This is a genomic window from uncultured Duncaniella sp. (assembly GCF_910577345.1).
Classification (GTDB): Bacteria; Bacteroidota; Bacteroidia; order Bacteroidales; family Muribaculaceae; genus Duncaniella.
Window position 1 is genome coordinate 4757 of record NZ_CAJTMT010000019.1, and the last position, 18286, is coordinate 23042.

The window sequence follows — 18286 nt, forward strand, 5'->3', positions numbered from 1 at the left end:
ATCCGAACGCACGCCAACAAACTATCCGAATGGCCGTCAACACATATCCGAACGCACACCAACAAACTATCCAAATGGCCGCCAACACATATCCGAACGCACGCCAACAAACTATCCGAATGGCCGTCAACACATATCCGAACGCACGCCAACAAACTATCCAAATAGCCGTCAACGCATATCCGAACGCACACCAACAAACTATCCAAATGGCTGCCAACACATATCCGAACGCACGCCAACAAACTATCCAAATAGCCGTCAACGCATATCCGAACGCACACCAACAAACTATCCAAATAGCCGTCAACGCATATCCGAACGCCCTATCCGCATGGCCGTTAGCAAGCTGCGGAGCAGCGATGTGATGGTAGCCCCACATCGAGCGACAACGCAATGAAGCCCGTAGGGCGAAATTGCGTGGCGCGAAGGTGTGGGGAAAAAGAATAATTACCCAAAAGGGCATCGAAGATGTCCGATAATCCACTTACCCACCTTTTCAACCACAAAAACCTTTTGACCACTCTGCCTTTACATACCCACCCCATCAAATATTACACAATTTTTCGTAATTTTGCACAATAAGCAACAAATCGGTATATTTTATGCATATTTCGTTTAAATTTGCAACAATTATCACAATTATAATATTCATCTTTCAACTTTCAACCGGATGCGGAGGTGGCGACCGCCTCGACACTTACCTTGACCGTGCCGAACGAATCATGGACGAGGCTCCAGACTCGGCCCATGCAATCCTCGCCGACAGCATAACCACTCAGCTCCTTGCCTCCGCATCCGAAAGGCAAGCGGCCCTCCACGCCCTGCTCCTGACACAAAGCGAGTTCAAAATCTACCAGCCTTCCGACAACGACTCCATCATATCAACAGCCGTCGAATATTTCGAAAATGCCGACGACCGGCCTCACCTGATGAAATCACTATACTATAAAGCAAGAATATGCAACAATAATGAAAACTACTCTGATGCAATGAATTCAGCCATGCGAGCACGCGCTATGGCAAAAATGATTGAAGATAACTTTTGGCAAGCAAGATGCGATGATGTAATCGCTAAATTATTCTCATCTTTCTACCATAGTAAAGAAAGCATTAATTACGGAAAAGAAGCTGCTGAATTATATAAAAAATCAGGAAATATCTTATTTTATATCTATACATTATCTGATCAGGCAATCAGATATAACCATTTAAAGCAATATGAAAACTGTCAAGCGGTAATCGACACTATATTAAATTTATTTCAAAATCCGCAAGTTATATGTGATGAGTTTCGACAATCCATTTTAGCTGATATATCAAGTACTGCACAATTAATGTATAGTACATTAGGAGAATACGAAAAAGCCGAGCAAATGGGCGATTCTGTTTTAAAATATGAGGACCATCTACTAAATACAGCAATAGAACATGCAATTATCGCTGATGTAAAAATTAGATTAGGCCGAATTAATGAAGCAAACGAAATATTAAAAAATACATTCCCTAAATTGAGGACAACCCGTGATTCCATTTTTTATTATAATGCACTCTCCCACTATTATGAAAAAAAAGGAGACACCGAAGCTACACTTAAAGCGACTAAAAAATCACTTGAATTATATAGTCAGATATTCGATATTGTTACAACCCAATCTGTAATGTACGCTCAACGTGACTATTACTCCGAAGAGATGATTCGTATAGCTCAGATTGCGACCAGGAATCGTCTACTATTGATTTTAGCTCTCTTCTCTACTATATTTCTGATCATAACTTCCATACTAATATACCGTAATCGGTTAAGTAAGAAAAATATGGATATCAGCAAGAAAATGACGGAAATCATACTCCTTTCCAAAACTCTTCAACAGACAAATTCTGAAAACGAAACACTCAATAAAAAACTTTCCGAGTTCAATCAACTATCATCTATAATTTCAACACAAAACTCAAAAATCGAGGAACTTTCTGAAAATCTCATTTCCAACAGCAACCGAAACGAAAAACTTAGCTCGATGGTCCAAATACTCCTGCAAGGACGCTTCGCCCAACTCAACACTATCATAACGGAGTATGCCGCTCAGGAAGAAAACGAGACAAACTATCTCGCTTTCTACAAAAACATCAAGCATGAAATCGACAAATTCAAACGTCCGGAGAATATTCAAGAAATCGAACGCATGGTAGACGATTGCCTTGACGGAATCATCTCAAAAATCCGCACGCAGATTCCATCCATGAGAGAGAAAGATGTCACTCTTCTTGCCCTAACTCTCGCCGGCCTCAACGCCCGCGCAATCGGACTTTTCCTCGGCATTCATCCCAACTATACCTACCGACGAAAAAAACAGTTAATCAAAATAATCGCCGATTCTTCCGCCCCAAATGCCCCCGAAATAGTCGAAATCCTATCAAGATACTAAATGCCGGTATCTCACACCTCATACACATCCACTTCCCATCATAATATTCTACACAAATACCACAAGTAACAAATTGACATATCCATGCGTACTTTATTCAAACTCGCAACAGTCATCTCCCTCTTAACATCCATATTTCCCATACTCTCCTCATGTGGAGGTGGCGACCGCCTCGACACTTACCTTGACCGTGCCGAACGAATCATGGACCAGGCTCCCGACTCGGCTCATGCAATCCTCGCCGACAGCATAGCCCCTCAGCTCCTTGCCTCCGCATCCGAAAGGCAAGCGGCACTCTACGCCCTGCTCCTGACACAAAGCGAGTTCAAAATCTACCAACCGTCCGACAACGACTCCCTCATATCAACAGCCGTCGAATATTTCGAAAATGCCGACGACCGGCCTCACCTCATGAAATCCCTATACTACCTTGCTCGAATAAAACATATTGTCGGAGATAATTCTACAGCAATGAGTTCAGTAATGAAATGCCATGAAATAGCTAAAAAATTAAATGATCAGTTTTGGCAAGCACGCGCAGCCGATGTCATTTCGTTAGTATTATCACGCTCCTATTATTATGAAGAAAGTATCGAATATTCTAAAGAAGCAGCTAAATTATATAAAAATAATGGATACGATGGATTTTATCTGTATACAATGGGTGATCTGGCCGCAAGATACAATAGCCTTGGACAATATGATAAATGCGAGACAATTTTAGACTCTCTGCAACCAAAAATTGAAGCATTTCCTACTCTTAAGATTTATCTTCTAGGTATAGGACACTTAATGTATGAAAAAAAAGGTGAATATACCAAAGCAGAAGAATATGGAGATACTCTTCTAAAATACAAAGACATCTTAGAATATCCATCAACAGATTTGGCTGATATCGCTTTTGTTAAAATCGCTGTTGGAAAATTAAAAGAAGCCAAATCACTGCTTACATTTTCGGCTGACAAGATGGAAAGCGTTAATGATTCCATATTTTATTACGATGCCATGGTACAACTGAGTAAGAAAGAAGGAAATTTAGCCCAGGCTTTTGAATATCAAGAAATATTATCCAAATTAGACAACAAAATATTCAAAAATGCAGTAAAACAATCTGCAGTTGCCGGTCAGCGGAATTTTTACTCGGCAGAAGCTGCAAACACAGAAAAAATAGCTCAACGGAACAAACTTTTGTTTATATTTTCTACCATTATAGGTTTACTACTCATTATGATAGGTACTCTTTTATATCATATCCGCCTAAACAGAAAAAATACAGCCATAAGTAAGCAGATGACTGAAATCATACTTTTGTCAAAAAAGATTCAAGAAATAGATTTCGAAAAAGAATCTTTAAGTAAGAAGCTTGCAAAACATGGAGAAGACATTGCCAATCTTTCCACCATTCTTTCTAACAAGAATAATGAAATCCAACTTCTTGCAGCAGACCTTACCCAAAATAAGGGACAGAACGAACTACTGAGTAAAAAAATACAACCACTATTACAAGGCAGATTTTCTCAACTTAACATTATCATAAATGAGTATGCCGCTCAGGAAGAAAACGAGACAAACTATCTCGCTTTCTACAAAAACATCAAGCATGAAATCGACAAATTCAAACGTCCGGAGAATATTCAAGAGATCGAACGCATGGTCGATGACTGCCTTGACGGAATCATCTCAAAAATCCGCACGCAGATTCCATCCATGAGAGAGAAAGATGTCACTCTTCTTGCCCTAACTCTCGCCGGCCTCAACGCCCGCGCAATCGGACTTTTCCTCGGCATTCATCCCAACTACACCTACCGACGAAAAAAACAGTTAATCAAAATAATCGCCGATTCCAACGCATCCGATGCACCCGAAATAGTTGAAATCTTATCAAGATACTAATTTTCAATGCTTTAACCACCATATACATATAAGCATTATCAATAAGTAAGTTAGGCTTAGGTTAAATATCCAAATTTTAACCTAAGCCTAATAGTTTTATATACTGCAACTTACACATAAGCAAGTTTAAATTTATCACATCTTGAAATTCGTCATCTGTTTCCTCGTCGGCCTAACTTTGCATCAGAAAACAAAACCACAATGTTTCTAATAAATTTAAATTATGAATATGAAATTATTATCACTGGTTCTTATTTTTAACTTTACAATTATTAATGGATATGCCAATCCTAATAACAAGAATAAGGATGAGCCCACTCGTCTTGAACTCCCCACAACCCAAAACGAAATCACATGCGAGTACGACAACGGCTACCTTGTCATTTCATTCGAGCATGAATCCGGTCGGACACACTTATCTCTGTCAAAAGTCTCCGACAACTCAATCATCAATGAAATCGAGATTTCGTCAACATGCCAGTTCGTGCATTACATCGGTCAAATCGACGAACCAATAATGGTAAATATTACGACTCCCACCTCCTCCCACTCAGAAATCATATATTAAAGCATATTAATCATCACATTTTATCAATCAAATCCTATCTTATTATGAAAAAAATCTTTTCCATCCTCATGCTCTCGATGCTGATTCTTGCCTCATCATGCACAGAAACCAACGCACCGGATATGCCCGACATCAAACCGGCAGAAGACATTCCCTCAACTGACGACACACTTCCGGCAGACATCTACAACCAAGAACTTTCCACAGTCTTCGCCGCTCTCGACAGCCTCAACTCAACCATCCCCGACAAATCAAGCCGTGGATTTTTAAAAAGATTTGGCACCTTCCTGGCCGATCAGGTAGGCAGGGCGGGAGGCACATACTGCGGTGGGCCGCTTGGAGGAAAACTCGGCTGCGCATTAACCTCGGCAGCCGCTGAATATTTTCTGGAAAAAGTGGAATCAAGAGCCACACCCACCAATTGGATACTGAAATATGACATATCCATCAAGCCATCAGAAATGAGAACCAACTCATCCGGAGGGGACGACCGTCTGCCCGTCGACGATAATAAAATCGCAATTGATTCTTGCGGTCCTATCCGTCCATTGCCGGGACGTGCCCCCGATCTGTCGTCCGCCGATGATGCCATACCCGCCTACGAAACCATCACCGTTGACCTCCTCGGTTACCAGCACAACAATGCCATGTGTGAGATCATGAACAACAGGAATTCCTATCTTGATAACAACACACTTGACATGGATCGTCTCACCAATGACCTCGTGGGCCTCATGGATGCCAACTCTTTGTCACTCATCGAAATCAACCGCATCCAATCTCACGCCAAACAGATTGCAATAATTACCAAGGACTCCGACGATTTCGGCCACACCAACCAAGACCTTATAAATACCTACCACACCTATCTGCAGGACTGCCGTCTGAGCAACGATGAACTGCACATATTCACTGACTTCACCTCAGAAATCGCCCTGAAATGTCTCAACCAGTCAGACGATGCCATCCACAGCTACGCAGCAGAACTCAACGAAATGCTCAAACAGCTCAACATCTCCGAGGATCTCAAGGTCGAACTCGCAATCATTGCCCAGTACACCGTCAACAGCGCCCTCTTCTGGCAGCAATAATCGTCCAAATGAATATAGCAACCCATATACAAATAGATTACATTTCATAACACAGAATACACTTTTCGAAACAATAAATCAAAACTATGTGTACGGGTGATTCCCCTGACGCATGGCTTAAAGCTCCGGCTCGTGAGAGTCGGACTTTGACGCAGACATACATCAACCATCCGTTCCCTCAAAGACATAAAAAACTTCCATTCCTTAAAAGGCATAAAAAACCTCCGTACCTTCATAGACACAAGAACGCCTAACTCTCAAAAAAACATAAAAAACTTCTGTTCCTTCTGACCCTCTGTCTTTGTGTACCCTTCCCGCACAAAATCCTCCTCTATAAAAACTTCTGTTCCTTCTGACCTTCTGTCTTTGTGTACCCTTCCCGCACAAAATCCTCCTCTATAAAAAACTTCTGTTCCTTCTGACCCTCTGTCCTTGTGTACCCTTCCCGCAACCCCTATCCGCCTTATTTGGCCTATTTGACTTATTAGCCCTATTTAATACACTGGTATCATTAAAAATGCCTACCTTTGCAGTCCGAAACCGTTTGAGACTCCTATCAACTTATGAAAACCTCTTCACTCACCCGCAAGGCGGGTTTCTGGAAAGCATACAAGACCGAATACAAAAACCTGTGGCGGCTCGGGCTCCCCGTGCTCATCACACAGGTCGGCATCATCGTCGTCAACTTCGCAGACACCATGATGGTCGGTGCCTACGGCACTGACGAACTTGCCGCAGCAGCCTTCGTCAACTCCATCTTCATGATAGCAACCGTCATGCAGATCGGTTTCGCCTCAGGTATGACCCCGCTCATCGGCGCGCTCTACAGCCGCAAGGAGAACACCGAGGTCGGCATCACCCTCCGCGCCGGACTGCAAATCAACGTGATAGTCTCGCTCTGCTTCACGGCCATAATGGGCACTCTCTACTTCTTCCTCGACCGCTTCGGACAGCCCGAAGAACTCCTCCCGCTCATCCGCAGCTACTATCTAATTGTCCTGGCCACCCTCCTCCCAATGGCCATCTTCAACTGCTGCCAGCAGACAGCCAACGGCACTACCGACACCGCCACACCGATGTGGATGATCCTCTGTGCCAACGCCATAAACATTCTCGGAAACTACACCCTCATCTACGGACACTTCGGCGCCCCACAGCTCGGACTCGTCGGCGCAGGTCTCAGCACCCTCACCGCCCGCTATCTCGCCATGACCGGAATCCTCCTCTTCCTCCTCTTCTCGAAGCGCTACAGCCCCTACATCAAGGGACTGCGTGAAGGCTCAGCAAAGTCGGGCAGTGTCCGCATGAAAGTCTGGACCACCTCCTATCCTGTCATGATACAAAGTGGCGTCGAATGTTTCCTCTGGAGCTTCGGAGCCATCGTCTCAGGCTGGTTCGGCAAGATTCAACTTGCGTCCTACCAGGTGGTCAACACCATCGCCCAGCTCGGTTTCATGACATTCATGAGCTTCGGCGTGGCCACATCGATACGCGTCGCCAACTACACCGGCCTGCGCGACATCAACGGAATGCGCCGTATCACCTCCGCAGGACTCCATCTCAACCTCCTCCTCGCCACCATCGCCTCGCTCGTCTTCCTCATCGGCGGCCGCCATCTCATCCATGCCTTCACCCCCGACCCCGAGGTAATCACCGCTGCCCTCGCCCTGATTGTCCCCCTCATCCTCTATCAGTATGGCGATGCCATCCAGCTCACCTACGCCAACGCCCTGCGCGGCACCTCCCACGTCAAGCCACTGCTCTGGATCTCGATTGTCAGCTACATCATCGTCGGCATACCTCTCCTCCTCTTCCTCGCCAAAGTGCTCGACTGGCACAACATCGGTGTCTACTACAGCTTCTCGGGCGCGCTAATCGTCGCTTCCGTGCTGCTCATCCGCGCCTTCGGAGCTACAGTCAGGAAGAAAGAAGCCGAGTTTGCCGCCCATTTCAGCCGCGATATGAACTGACGGTGCAAAAAAATTGGGCGCATCGTGGAAAAAAGTGTTCATTTTTACACACGCGTTTTGTTAAAAAACGCCAAAAAATTTCTACCTTTGCACTCTCAAAAATCAGATGTGTCATCCGCCGCATGTTTTTCTCCGGCAAACTTGCTACGGGTCACATCCGCCACACGAGGCCGGAACGCTGCCAAATCAAAAACACGGTGTCTGCCGACAGACATCCGTCAATAGCTGAAAAAGATTGTTTAAAATTCATATTGTCAACATTTTTAAGTAATGGAATGGTTATTTGACCTGATCGGTCCGGGCCATACGGAGCTTGCGAGCACCCTTGTGCTCTATTCCTTCGTGATAGCCGCCGGTATCTTCCTCGGGAAGCTGAAAATCGGAGGCATCTCACTCGGTGTCACCTTTGTGCTGTTCGTCGGAATCGTCATGGGCCACTTCGGCTACATTGTAAATGCCGAAGTGCTGAAATTCGTGCGCGAGTTCGGCCTTATCCTATTTATCTTCGCTATCGGTATCCAGGTTGGACCCGGTTTCTTCTCGTCGTTCAAGAAGGGCGGAGTGTTGCTCAACGGTCTCGCGGTGCTCATCATCGCCCTCAACGTTGCAATCACACTCGCCATCTTCTACATTGACGGCAACACCTCCATCTCAGCCCTCGTCGGCGTGATGTCGGGTGCCGTGACCAACACCCCCGGTCTCGCCGCCGCCCAGCAGACAGCCGGAAGCACCGAGGCTATCAACATCATGGCAATGGGTTATGCCGCCGCCTACCCCCTCGGCGTCATCGGCATCATCCTCTCAATGCTCATCGTCAAAGCCATCTTCAAGATCCGCACCGAGGACGAGATCCGCGCCATCGAGGAAGAGATTGAAGCCTCTCAGCAGAAACCCCTCGTGGTTTCCTTCGAGGTGACCAACAAGCTCATCGACGGCAAGACCCTCTTCGAACTCCACCAGATTCTCCACTGCGACTTCGTCGTGTCGCGACTGATGGGTGAGGACGGCAAGGTGATCATCCCGACCTCCAAGACCGAACTCCACGTCGGCGACAAGATTTTCGTAGTACTCGCACCCTCCGACGAAGCTAAGTTCCAGGGCGTCATCGGCCATGAGATTGAAATGAACGAAAGCGACTGGGAAGAGGTACAGAGCAAGATCTTCTCCCGCCGCATCGTCATCACCCAGAGCAAATACAACGGCGTGCCCCTCGGCGACCTCCGCCTCCACACCGCCTACTCGCTCAACTGCACCCGCGTCAACCGTGCAGGTGTCGACCTCCTCGCATCGCCCAACCTCCGCCTGCAGATGGGCGACCGCCTCACAGTGGTCGGCGACCTCAACGACATCGAGCGTCTCGGCGTCCGCCTTGGCAACTCGATGAAGCGCCTCAACCACCCGAACCTCATCACCATCTTCGTCGGTATCCTCTTCGGTATCATCGTCGGCTCTATCAACGTCGGATTCGGCATGAAACTCGGTCTCGCCGGCGGTCCCCTCGTGGTGGCCATCCTTCTCAGCCGTTTCGGCTACAAATTCAAGCTCGTCACCTACACCTCGACCTCGGCATCGCTGCTCATGCGCGAACTCGGCATCTGCCTCTTCCTTGCCTCGGTCGGTATCTCGTCGGGCCGTGGATTTGCCGAAACAGTCTTCAACACCACCGGTATGTGGTGGGTAATCTGGGGCTTCATCATCACCTTCATGCCCCTCCTCATTGTCGGCTGCATCGCCCGCGGAGTCTACAAAATCAACTTCCTCACCATCATGGGTCTTGTTTCGGGCGGCTGCACCGATCCCCCCGCACTCGCCTACGCCAACAACTCGACCGGCTCCGACGCCCCCGCCGTGGCCTACTCGACGGTCTATCCTCTGACCATGTTCCTGCGAGTTGTCGCCGCCCAGGCACTCATACTTTGCCTGTTCTGACACTAACCTTGATTCAAGAATATTGAGGACATCATAAAAATTCCCTCGCTTTTAACATAATAGCCGAGGGAATTTTTGTAATTTTGCACCCAAACTCATCATTATCATACATAATCATGATTGATTCCCTTCCACCAATCAAAGTTTTCTCCGGGACAAAATCTCACTACATGGCAGAAGAAATCTGCCGCGACTTAGGCTGTGAACTCGGCAAGATGAACATCCAGTACTTTGCCGACGGCGAGTTTGAAGTATCGTTCGAGGAATCCATCCGTGGCTGCGAGGTCTATCTCGTCCAGTCCACCTTCCCCAACACCGACAACCTCATGGAACTTCTGCTCATGATCGACGCCGCCAAGCGCGCCTCAGCCGCATCGATCATCGCCGTGATGCCCTACTTCGGATGGGCCCGTCAGGACCGCAAGGACAAGCCCCGTGTGTCAATCGCCGCAAAGCTTGTGGCCGACCTTCTCACGACTGCCGGAGTTGACCGAGTGATCACAATGGACCTCCACGCCGACCAGATTCAGGGATTCTTCGACATCCCCGTCGACCATCTCTATGCGTCGTCCGTGTTCATCCCCTACATCCAGACGCTCAAGCTTGAGAACCTCGTCATCGCATCGCCCGACGTCGGTGGAGCCAAGCGCGCCAACAGCTACGCCAAATACCTCAACGTGCCCCTCGTGCTTTGCCACAAGCAGCGCGCCAAGGCCAACGTGGTAGCCCAGATGACCGTCATCGGCGACGTCAAGGACAAGGATGTGATTCTCATTGATGACATGGTCGATACCGCAGGCACAATCACCAAGGCAGCCGACCTCATGATGGCAAGCGGCGCACGCTCTGTCCGCGCTCTCTGCTCACATGCAATCATGTCGGATCCCGCCTCTGAACGCATCGACAACTGCGCGCTGACCGAGATGATGTTTACCAACTCCATCCCCTTCAACAAGAACTGCAAGAAGGCAACAATCCTCTCTGTCGCACGTCTCTTCGCTGATACAATCCGCCGCGTCCACACCCACGAGTCAATCTCGTCGCAATACCTCATTAAATAAAGGTTGCAAGACCTGAGATACAAAAGAACAAAAGGGCAAACGAAACAGAAGTTTTCAGAGATTGTCTTCAACGCAATCTTTCAACCTCTCAATCCACATCTTGGATTATACGATAAAAAACGTTTGTATCTTTTGTTCTTTTGTGCTTCTGTATCTCCCGCCTTACAACCATCATCTTTCTCCATTCATCACTCATTTCCCCTCACATTTAAACAACCGACATGAATCTAAACCACATCATGGCAACAGTCCTCACGGCAGCTTCGCTCACAGCCTGCTCATCAGGGGGCGAAAATGATGCCGAAATCATCGACAAGCCCGATTTCAAGTCGACAACAGGCATCTTCGACATTGACGCGCTCGAAGCCCTCGGCCGCGTTTCGGCTGTCAGTGTCTCTCCCGAGACCCGCAAGGTCCTTTTCGGTATCTCCTACGAAGACCTTGAGAAGAACCGCTCCAACAATGACCTCTATGTCATGGACCCAGACGGTTCGAACCTCGAACGCATCACCCGCACACCCAAATCGGAAGGCAACTTCACCTGGATCAACCAGGGCAAGCAGATTGCATTCACCTACGCTGACGCCGACGGCAAGAGCCAGCTTTGGGTAATGAACGCCGACGGCAGCGGCCGCAAGCAGGTCAGCAAGCTCGAAAAAGGCGTCGAAGGCTTCCTCTTCTCACCCGATGAGAAGAAAGTCATCCTCATCTCGCCCATCAAGTTCACCCGCGAGGCCAAGGACCTCTATCCCGACCTCCCCGAAGCGACAGGACGTGTCATCGACGACATGATGTATAAGCACTGGGACCACTGGGTGACTGAAATTCCCCACCCCTTCGTCGGTGATTTCGACGGCAACGAGGTGACCAACGTCGAGGACATCATGTCCGACGAACCCATGTATGAAGCCCCCATGCTCCCCTTCGGAGGCATCGAATCGTTCGCATGGGCACCCGACGGTCAGTCGCTCATCTATGTTTCCCGCAAAAAGACAGGCCGCGACTACGCCGTCTCGACCAACTCCGACCTCTATCTCTACTCGCTTGCCGACAAGAGCACCCGCAACCTCACAGAAGGCATGATGGGCTACGACACCAACCCCTCCTACTCGCCCGACGGTAAGTATGTAGCGTGGCTCTCTATGGAGCGCGATGGCTATGAGGCCGACAAGAACCGCATCTTCCTCATGGATGTCACCTCAGGCGAGAAGACCGACCTGACCTCTGACTGGGACTATACCGCCGATGCAATCGCTTGGAATCCCAACGGCAAGTCACTCTACTTCCTCGCTGCCAAGGGTGGCGACATCCCCGTTTTCTCGCTCGACATCGCAAGCAAGGAAATCAAGGTCGTTGCCGACGGAGAGTGTGACTATGCAGCTCTCGCTCCGCTTGACGAGGAATCAATCGTGACACTCCGCCACTCAATGCTCGCCCCCAACGAGGTCTGCATCGCTAAGGCAGGTGAGGTCAAGCAGATTTCCAACGTCAACACCGAGCTCCTCTCGTCGCTCAAAATGCCCCGCGTGGAGCGCAACATGGTTCCGACCACCGACGGTAAGGAAATGCTCGTGTGGGCCGTCTATCCTCAGGATTTCGACTCAACCAAGACATATCCCTCACTTCTCTACTGCCAGGGCGGTCCGCAGCAGGCCGTCAGCCAGTTCTGGAGCTACCGCTGGAACCTCGCCCTCATGGCCGCAAACGGCTATATCGTGATTGCTCCCAACCGTCGCGGTCTGCCCGGCTTCGGCACAGAATGGAACGCCCAGATTTCCGGCGACTACCCCGGACAGAACATGCGTGACTACCTCGCTGCTGTCGACTACATGAAGAAGAATTCCTTCATCGATCCCGCCCGCATCGGCTGCACAGGCGCAAGCTATGGCGGTTTCTCGACCTACTGGCTTGCCGGTAACCACGAGAAGCGTTTCGCCGCCTTCCTCGCCCACGCAGGTATCTTCAACATGGAAGCCCAGTATCTCGAAACCGAGGAAATGTGGTTTGCCAACTGGGATATGGGTGGCGGTGCTGACAAGGCTCCCGCCGATGTCACCACAGCTCCTGACTACGGCGCATTCTGGCGCAAGGACAATCCGACAGCTCAGCGCACATTCGCAATGTCGCCCCATCGCTTCGTCGACAAATGGGACACCCCCATCATGATTACCCACGGTGAGTTTGACTACCGCATCCTTTCATCTCAGGGCGAAATGGCCTTCAACGCCGCCAAGCTCCGCGGTATCCCTGCCGAGATGCTTATCTTCCCCGATGAAAACCACTGGATTCTCAAACCCCAGAACGCAGTGATGTGGCAGCGTCTCTTCTTCCGCTGGTTCGACAAATGGCTCAAACCCGCAGCCGACTCCGCAGCCGCAGCTCCCGCCTCAGCAGCAGCCGCCGATTCCGCAGCCGCAGCAGAGTAAACCACCGCATTATTAATCGGAATATAATCTTATTCAATCGGAATATCATCGCATTTTCGTGAGCGGGATGATTCCCGCTCACGAAAATTACCAAATAAACTGCCCGCAGACCTGAAAACCAGGCTGCGGGCAGTTTATTTGCATTCAACAGACTTGTCTGTCGGACTTGTCTGACTTGTCTGACTTGTCCGACAGGTCCGGCCTGTCCGGCCTTCCGGACAATAGCCGGGCTTATGATCTAATGGTGATTTCACCGCTTATGCGAATATAGACCACCAATTCTCTATAGACGATTCTCAATGATATGAACGGCCGTCGGATTTGCGGCTCTGGCGGAGTTCGGAGAGGGTGCGTTCCTTCATTTCGGGGAGATGCCAGCCATAGCGCAGCGCGCCCCAACGGAGGAAAAGGATGGTCACCACACAGAGTGCCTGCTGCACCCACACAGAACCGCCGAGAAGGGCTGTGAGCCAATAGACAACTCCGCCACCGATACAGGCGGTAGCATAGATGTCCTTGCGGAAAAACAGAGGCTCCTCATTGATGAGCACATCGCGGAGAATACCGCCGAAAGACCCCGTAATCATACCCATTATTATCGCCACCCACATGGGATAGCCCTCAGCGAGAGTCTTCTGGATACCAGTGATGACGAAGAGAGTCAGACCGACGGCATCAAACATGAAAAGCGACTTAGAATCCGACGTCAGAATTCTTGTGAAAACGGCAACTATCAGGAATGACACACCGGTCACGGCAAGATAGAGCCATGTCTGCATCCAGAACACGGGAATATCGAGCAGGATGTCGCGCAGCGTTCCTCCGCCGATAGCCGTGATAACTCCGATTGTATAAGCGCCAAACCAGTCGAAATGCTTCTTGGCGGCAAGGCGGACACCGCTGACTCCGAAAGCCAGCGTCCCGAGGATTTCAATGATGAAAATAAAAGTCGATTCAACCATTCTTCTGATAGTAGCGGCACACGGAGGTCAGCCCGCAGTTCAGACAGTCGGGCCGACGCGCCTTGCACACATATCTGCCATGCAAAATGAGCCAGTGATGGGCTTTCGGGACAAGCTCCTCGGGAATATACTTCACGAGTGTCTTCTCCGTAGCGAGGGGAGTCTTGCTGTTGGTGGTCAAGCCGATACGTTCACTAACGCGGAACACATGGGTATCCACCGCCATTGTCGCACGGTTGTAGACAACCGACAGAATCACATTGGCCGTCTTGCGCCCGACACCCGGCAGGCTCATCAGAGCATCAAGATCCGAGGGGACCTCTCCGCCGAACTCCTCAACTAAGCGCCTGGCCATCCCGCTGAGCGACTTGCTCTTGTTGTTGGGATAGGAGCAGCTCTTGATATATTCGAAAATCTCCTCGACCGAAGCCTTGGCCATCGCCTCGGGGGTCGGAAAAGCCTCGAAGAGCGGAGGCGTGATGATGTTGACCCGCTTGTCAGTGCATTGGGCCGAGAGAATCACGGCCACAAGCAACTGATAGGGGTTTTCGTAGTGGAGTTCCGTCTCAGCCACCGGCATGGCAGCCGAGAACCATTCAATCACGCGTGCGTAGCGTTCCTTAACGGTCACGGTTATAGCTTGTTCTATTTGTTTATGGAGAGAATTATGACAGCGGGGACTGCATGAATGAAATCAATGGGCGGCCTCGAACTGCTCAAGGAAGCGGACATCGTTCTCGGAGAACATGCGGAGGTCCTTCACCTGATACTTGAGGTTGGTGATACGCTCCACACCCATACCGAGGGCGAAACCGGTGTATTCCTTCGAGTCTATGCCGCAGGCTTCGAGGACGTTGGGATCCACCATGCCGCAACCGAGGATTTCCACCCAACCGGTGTGCTTGCAGAAAGAGCAGCCCTTGCCACCGCAGAGGTTGCAGGAGATGTCCATCTCAGCCGAGGGTTCAGTGAAGGGGAAGTAGCTCGGACGCAGACGAATCTTGGTCTCAGGACCAAACATTTCCTGAGCGAAGTAGAGAAGGGTCTGACGAAGGTCGGCAAACGAAACGTTCTTGTCGACATAGAGCGCCTCAACCTGATGGAAGAAGCAGTGTGCGCGTGCCGAGATAGCCTCGTTGCGGTAGACGCGTCCCGGGCAGATGATACGGATCGGCGGCTGTGTCTTCTCCATCACGCGGCTCTGCACCGATGAAGTGTGGGTGCGGAGAAGCACGTCGGGGTTACGCTGGATGAAGAAAGTGTCCTGCATGTCGCGCGCGGGGTGGTCCTCAGCGAAGTTGAGCGACGAGAACACATGCCAGTCATCCTCAATCTCAGGACCTTCGGCAATGGTGAAGCCAAGGCGGGAGAAGATTGAGACAATCTCGTTTTTCACAAGCGAGAGCGGATGACGTGTGCCGAGGGGCATGGGAGCGGCTGTGCGGCTGAGATCGAGCTCGGCAGCGCCGGTGTCGACGCTTTCGAGGGCCTCGCGGAGAGCTGCAAGCTTCTCTGTAGCAAGGTTTTTAAGCTCGTTGAGCTTCTGTCCGAGTTCACGTTTCTGCTCGGGAGCCACATTGCGGAAATCTGCCATGAGTTCCGACACTGCACCCTTCTTGCTGAGATATTTGATGCGGAGTGCCTCCACATCCTGCGGAGTCTTGGCTTCAAGAGCCTCTATTTCAGCCTTAAGCTGATTTATCTTGTCTATCATTTCTGATTGGTTTTTTCTTGATGCAAAATTAGTGATTTTTCAGCAATCCACCGTTGCCTCAACGGCCTTTTTTCGTTGCCGGTTCCTCATCGGCGAAACGGTTGGGGAATGTGATATGCTGACGCGGACGGCTCATGGCGTAGATGATAAGCCCTACTCCGAGGAGGATGAAGGGGACACTGAGCCACTGGCCCATGTTGAGCGTCATGGTCTCCTCGAAAGCCACCTGAGGATTCTTGATGAATTCAATGAGGAAGCGCGGGAGGAAGATTCCGATGAAGAACACTCCGAATATCAGGCCGGGACGTTCCTCGGCATTCTTCTTCCAATACATCCACATCAGGATGCCGAAGAGAATGAAATAGCATAGAGCCTCATAAATCTGCGTCGGGTGACAGGCCTGACCGAAATAGAGCTGATGCCACTCGGCTGAGCGGACAAACATGAAGCCCCAGGGGAGGTCGGTCGCGTGGCCGAAAATCTCGGAATTCATGAGGTTGCCGAGGCGGATGAAGCCGCCGACAAGGGCGATGGGAATGACAAGGCGGTCAAATGTCCAGAGCGGACTGCGCTTGGTGGTGAATATCGAATAGAGAATCACGCAGAGGATAATGCCTATGGTGCCGCCGTGGCTTGCAAGTCCCCCCTCCCAGACATAGAGGATGCTGATGGGGTCCTGCTTGTAGACATCCCACTGATAGAAGAACACATGGCCAAGACGCGCGCCGATGATTGTTCCGGCTATGGTCCAGAGCAACAGGAGGCTGAGCCATTTTTCGGGAGCGCCCTCATGCTTGTAGATGCGCGCTTCGATTTCGTAGCCGACAAGGAAACCCACCATGAAGGCGAGGCTATACCAACGTAGTCCGAAGTTTCCGATATGGAAAAGGAAGGGGTCAGCGTTCCAGGTGATGAAATCTAACATTTTATAAGAGTTGAAGTTACTATGACTGAATGGTCGGGAGCATTAGCGATGGTCACGGATTGGCCTGTGGGCGCTCCTGACGAAATTCCTGCAAAATTACGCAGAATCGCCCTGCAAATCAACCGTCCCAACCGTTTTTACAAAAATTAACGCCCTAACGGGGCTTTTTCGCGACATTTCAGCACCGTGCATTTGCATTATCGCACCTTTTCGGGATAATCAGGGCTGTATATTTGCATCATCAATCAGTTTTTTCAACATTCATCATAAAAACAACCATACCATGACTACTCCTCTCGCCATTTTTCACAGAAAGAATATGAATCAGCAAGCTTCGGCAACCGCTCAATGCACCGGGAAGCAGCAGAAAGGTCAGTGGAAATTTCCGGTGTCGAAGGCATTCTACGAGAAAATACGCATCCGTGGCGAGAGAATCATGGATGAGTTGGGCTATGGTGCAGGGTGGATGAAGCATCTGATGCCGCATATAGAGCGCTATATGCTGACCGGGGAGAAGTTGGGGAATCATTATGCCTACGAGTGTATGCAGATTGTGTTCACCTGTCTGCGTTTTGAGGTAGACCTGGCCATAGAGCGTTCGGCCAAAGCCCGTGCACGCGCCGCAGAACGCCGTGCAATGAAAGCCAAATCCAAGCCCGCGACAGAGGATATGGCCGGTGCGGACAGCACCTCCACCGGAAATGATGATGCAGGGAAAGATATGCCCAAGAAGCACGATGGCGAGAATGGCGCGGACAAAAATCGTGATTTCCAAAATGGCACGGAGGAGAATCGCGAGATAGGGACAGTTGGAATTAAGGATAGTGCAATAGAGAATCGGAGTCCAGAAACAGACAATTTCAAGGAGCAAATATGCAAATGCAGAGATGAAAGTCAAAGACGCAAATACGGATACATAGACGAAAGCCAAGACGCAAATACGGATACATAGACGAAAGCCGAGACGCAAACCACGACCTCCGGACGGCATCTGATACGCTGCGAAGTCCAAATGATGATTCCATCACCAGCTTAAATAAAAATAAAAAAAACGGGTAGTTATATAGCAGCAGCGATGCGGTATTAGCCCCGCATCGAGCGGCGACGCAATGAAGCCCGCAGGGCGAAATTGCGTCACCGCGAAGGTGTGTGGGTACATGGATGTCCTCCCCACCAAGGGCATCGAAGATGTCCGATAATAATCACCGATGGTATGTCTTATTAATCTATTCCTGATTAACAACCAATATAAATCGCATCATGGGAATATTATAGGACGTCTTCGACGCCCGCCATGCAAAATCATCCATCTACCCCGCCA

General features: G+C 49.7%; 16 protein-coding genes. 10 read left to right on the top strand and 6 right to left on the bottom strand.

Features of this window, described 5'->3' with window-relative positions; translation table 11 throughout:
* Nucleotides 1-368: hypothetical protein (locus QZ310_RS09140; RefSeq protein WP_297072199.1), on the top strand; the 368-nt coding region annotated here is incomplete at its 5' end.
* A 297-nt stretch (nucleotides 369-665) separates the two neighbouring features.
* On the opposite strand, the gene QZ310_RS09145 is transcribed toward QZ310_RS09140, so the two are convergent.
* The gene (locus QZ310_RS09145) at nucleotides 666-839 is read right to left on the bottom strand and encodes a hypothetical protein (protein WP_297072200.1); all 174 of its coding nucleotides are present in this window, start codon (nucleotides 837-839) and stop codon (nucleotides 666-668) included.
* A gap of 93 nt (nucleotides 840-932) precedes the next feature.
* Between QZ310_RS09145 and QZ310_RS09150 the strand changes: the two genes are divergently transcribed.
* Nucleotides 933-2426, top strand: a complete 1494-nt coding sequence (locus QZ310_RS09150; RefSeq protein WP_297072201.1) for a hypothetical protein — start codon at nucleotides 933-935, stop codon at nucleotides 2424-2426.
* 150 nt (nucleotides 2427-2576) lie between these two features.
* Here the strand turns inward: QZ310_RS09150 and QZ310_RS09155 are convergent, their stop codons facing one another.
* The gene (locus QZ310_RS09155) at nucleotides 2577-2765 is read right to left on the bottom strand and encodes a hypothetical protein (protein WP_297072202.1); all 189 of its coding nucleotides are present in this window, start codon (nucleotides 2763-2765) and stop codon (nucleotides 2577-2579) included.
* A 132-nt stretch (nucleotides 2766-2897) separates the two neighbouring features.
* Between QZ310_RS09155 and QZ310_RS09160 the strand changes: the two genes are divergently transcribed.
* From QZ310_RS09160 to QZ310_RS09190, 7 genes are all read left to right on the top strand, one after another.
* A complete protein-coding gene (locus tag QZ310_RS09160; RefSeq protein ID WP_297072203.1) occupies nucleotides 2898-4319 on the top strand; it encodes a hypothetical protein in 1422 nt (473 codons plus the stop codon).
* 229 nt (nucleotides 4320-4548) lie between these two features.
* Nucleotides 4549-4887: a hypothetical protein gene (locus tag QZ310_RS09165; protein ID WP_297072204.1), complete on the top strand. Its 339-nt coding sequence runs from the start codon at nucleotides 4549-4551 to the stop codon at nucleotides 4885-4887.
* A gap of 44 nt (nucleotides 4888-4931) precedes the next feature.
* Nucleotides 4932-5978 carry a hypothetical protein gene (locus tag QZ310_RS09170; protein WP_297072205.1) on the top strand — a complete coding sequence of 349 codons (1047 nt, stop codon included), beginning with the start codon at nucleotides 4932-4934 and terminating at the stop codon, nucleotides 5976-5978.
* Between the two features lie 563 nt (nucleotides 5979-6541).
* A complete protein-coding gene (locus QZ310_RS09175; protein WP_297072206.1) occupies nucleotides 6542-7948 on the top strand; it encodes an MATE family efflux transporter in 1407 nt (468 codons plus the stop codon).
* 270 nt (nucleotides 7949-8218) lie between these two features.
* Nucleotides 8219-9877: a putative transporter gene (locus QZ310_RS09180; protein WP_297072207.1), complete on the top strand. Its 1659-nt coding sequence runs from the start codon at nucleotides 8219-8221 to the stop codon at nucleotides 9875-9877.
* Nucleotides 9878-9993: 116 nt separating this feature from the next.
* Nucleotides 9994-10938, top strand: coding sequence for a ribose-phosphate pyrophosphokinase (locus QZ310_RS09185; protein ID WP_297072208.1), 945 nt, complete (start codon nucleotides 9994-9996; stop codon nucleotides 10936-10938).
* Nucleotides 10939-11159: 221 nt separating this feature from the next.
* Nucleotides 11160-13364 carry a S9 family peptidase gene (locus tag QZ310_RS09190; protein WP_297072209.1) on the top strand — a complete coding sequence of 735 codons (2205 nt, stop codon included), beginning with the start codon at nucleotides 11160-11162 and terminating at the stop codon, nucleotides 13362-13364.
* 296 nt (nucleotides 13365-13660) lie between these two features.
* Here the strand turns inward: QZ310_RS09190 and QZ310_RS09195 are convergent, their stop codons facing one another.
* From QZ310_RS09195 to lgt, 4 genes are all read right to left on the bottom strand, one after another.
* Nucleotides 13661-14326, bottom strand: a complete 666-nt coding sequence (locus QZ310_RS09195) for a trimeric intracellular cation channel family protein (RefSeq protein ID WP_297072210.1) — start codon at nucleotides 14324-14326, stop codon at nucleotides 13661-13663.
* Complete coding sequence (gene nth, locus QZ310_RS09200) at nucleotides 14319-14957, bottom strand: endonuclease III (RefSeq protein WP_297072211.1); 639 nt, start codon at nucleotides 14955-14957, stop codon at nucleotides 14319-14321. The genes QZ310_RS09195 and nth overlap by 8 nt, the downstream gene beginning before the upstream one ends.
* Before the next feature lie 63 nt (nucleotides 14958-15020).
* Nucleotides 15021-16040 carry a phenylalanine--tRNA ligase subunit alpha gene (gene pheS, locus QZ310_RS09205; protein WP_297072212.1) on the bottom strand — a complete coding sequence of 340 codons (1020 nt, stop codon included), beginning with the start codon at nucleotides 16038-16040 and terminating at the stop codon, nucleotides 15021-15023.
* Between the two features lie 58 nt (nucleotides 16041-16098).
* Nucleotides 16099-16965 carry a prolipoprotein diacylglyceryl transferase gene (gene lgt / locus QZ310_RS09210; protein ID WP_297072213.1) on the bottom strand — a complete coding sequence of 289 codons (867 nt, stop codon included), beginning with the start codon at nucleotides 16963-16965 and terminating at the stop codon, nucleotides 16099-16101.
* Between the two features lie 319 nt (nucleotides 16966-17284).
* Between lgt and QZ310_RS09215 the strand changes: the two genes are divergently transcribed.
* Complete coding sequence (locus QZ310_RS09215) at nucleotides 17285-17917, top strand: hypothetical protein (protein ID WP_297072214.1); 633 nt, start codon at nucleotides 17285-17287, stop codon at nucleotides 17915-17917.
* Nucleotides 17918-18286: the final 369 nt, after the last annotated feature.

What these genes read in the sequence shown, in the direction of transcription:
- QZ310_RS09150 (WP_297072201.1), top strand. Translation starts at nt 933, where the DNA reads ATGAAATCACTATACTATAAAGCAAGAATATGCAACAATAATGAAAAC.
- QZ310_RS09160 (WP_297072203.1), top strand. Translation starts at nt 2,898, where the DNA reads ATGAGTTCAGTAATGAAATGCCATGAAATAGCTAAAAAATTAAATGAT.
- QZ310_RS09165 (WP_297072204.1), top strand. Translation starts at nt 4,549, where the DNA reads ATGAAATTATTATCACTGGTTCTTATTTTTAACTTTACAATTATTAAT.
- QZ310_RS09170 (WP_297072205.1), top strand. Translation starts at nt 4,932, where the DNA reads ATGAAAAAAATCTTTTCCATCCTCATGCTCTCGATGCTGATTCTTGCC.
- QZ310_RS09175 (WP_297072206.1), top strand. Translation starts at nt 6,542, where the DNA reads ATGAAAACCTCTTCACTCACCCGCAAGGCGGGTTTCTGGAAAGCATAC.
- QZ310_RS09180 (WP_297072207.1), top strand. Translation starts at nt 8,219, where the DNA reads ATGGAATGGTTATTTGACCTGATCGGTCCGGGCCATACGGAGCTTGCG.
- QZ310_RS09185 (WP_297072208.1), top strand. Translation starts at nt 9,994, where the DNA reads ATGATTGATTCCCTTCCACCAATCAAAGTTTTCTCCGGGACAAAATCT.
- QZ310_RS09190 (WP_297072209.1), top strand. Translation starts at nt 11,160, where the DNA reads ATGAATCTAAACCACATCATGGCAACAGTCCTCACGGCAGCTTCGCTC.
- QZ310_RS09195 (WP_297072210.1), bottom strand. Translation starts at nt 14,326, where the DNA reads ATGGTTGAATCGACTTTTATTTTCATCATTGAAATCCTCGGGACGCTG.
- pheS (WP_297072212.1), bottom strand. Translation starts at nt 16,040, where the DNA reads ATGATAGACAAGATAAATCAGCTTAAGGCTGAAATAGAGGCTCTTGAA.
- lgt (WP_297072213.1), bottom strand. Translation starts at nt 16,965, where the DNA reads ATGTTAGATTTCATCACCTGGAACGCTGACCCCTTCCTTTTCCATATC.
- QZ310_RS09215 (WP_297072214.1), top strand. Translation starts at nt 17,285, where the DNA reads ATGAATCAGCAAGCTTCGGCAACCGCTCAATGCACCGGGAAGCAGCAG.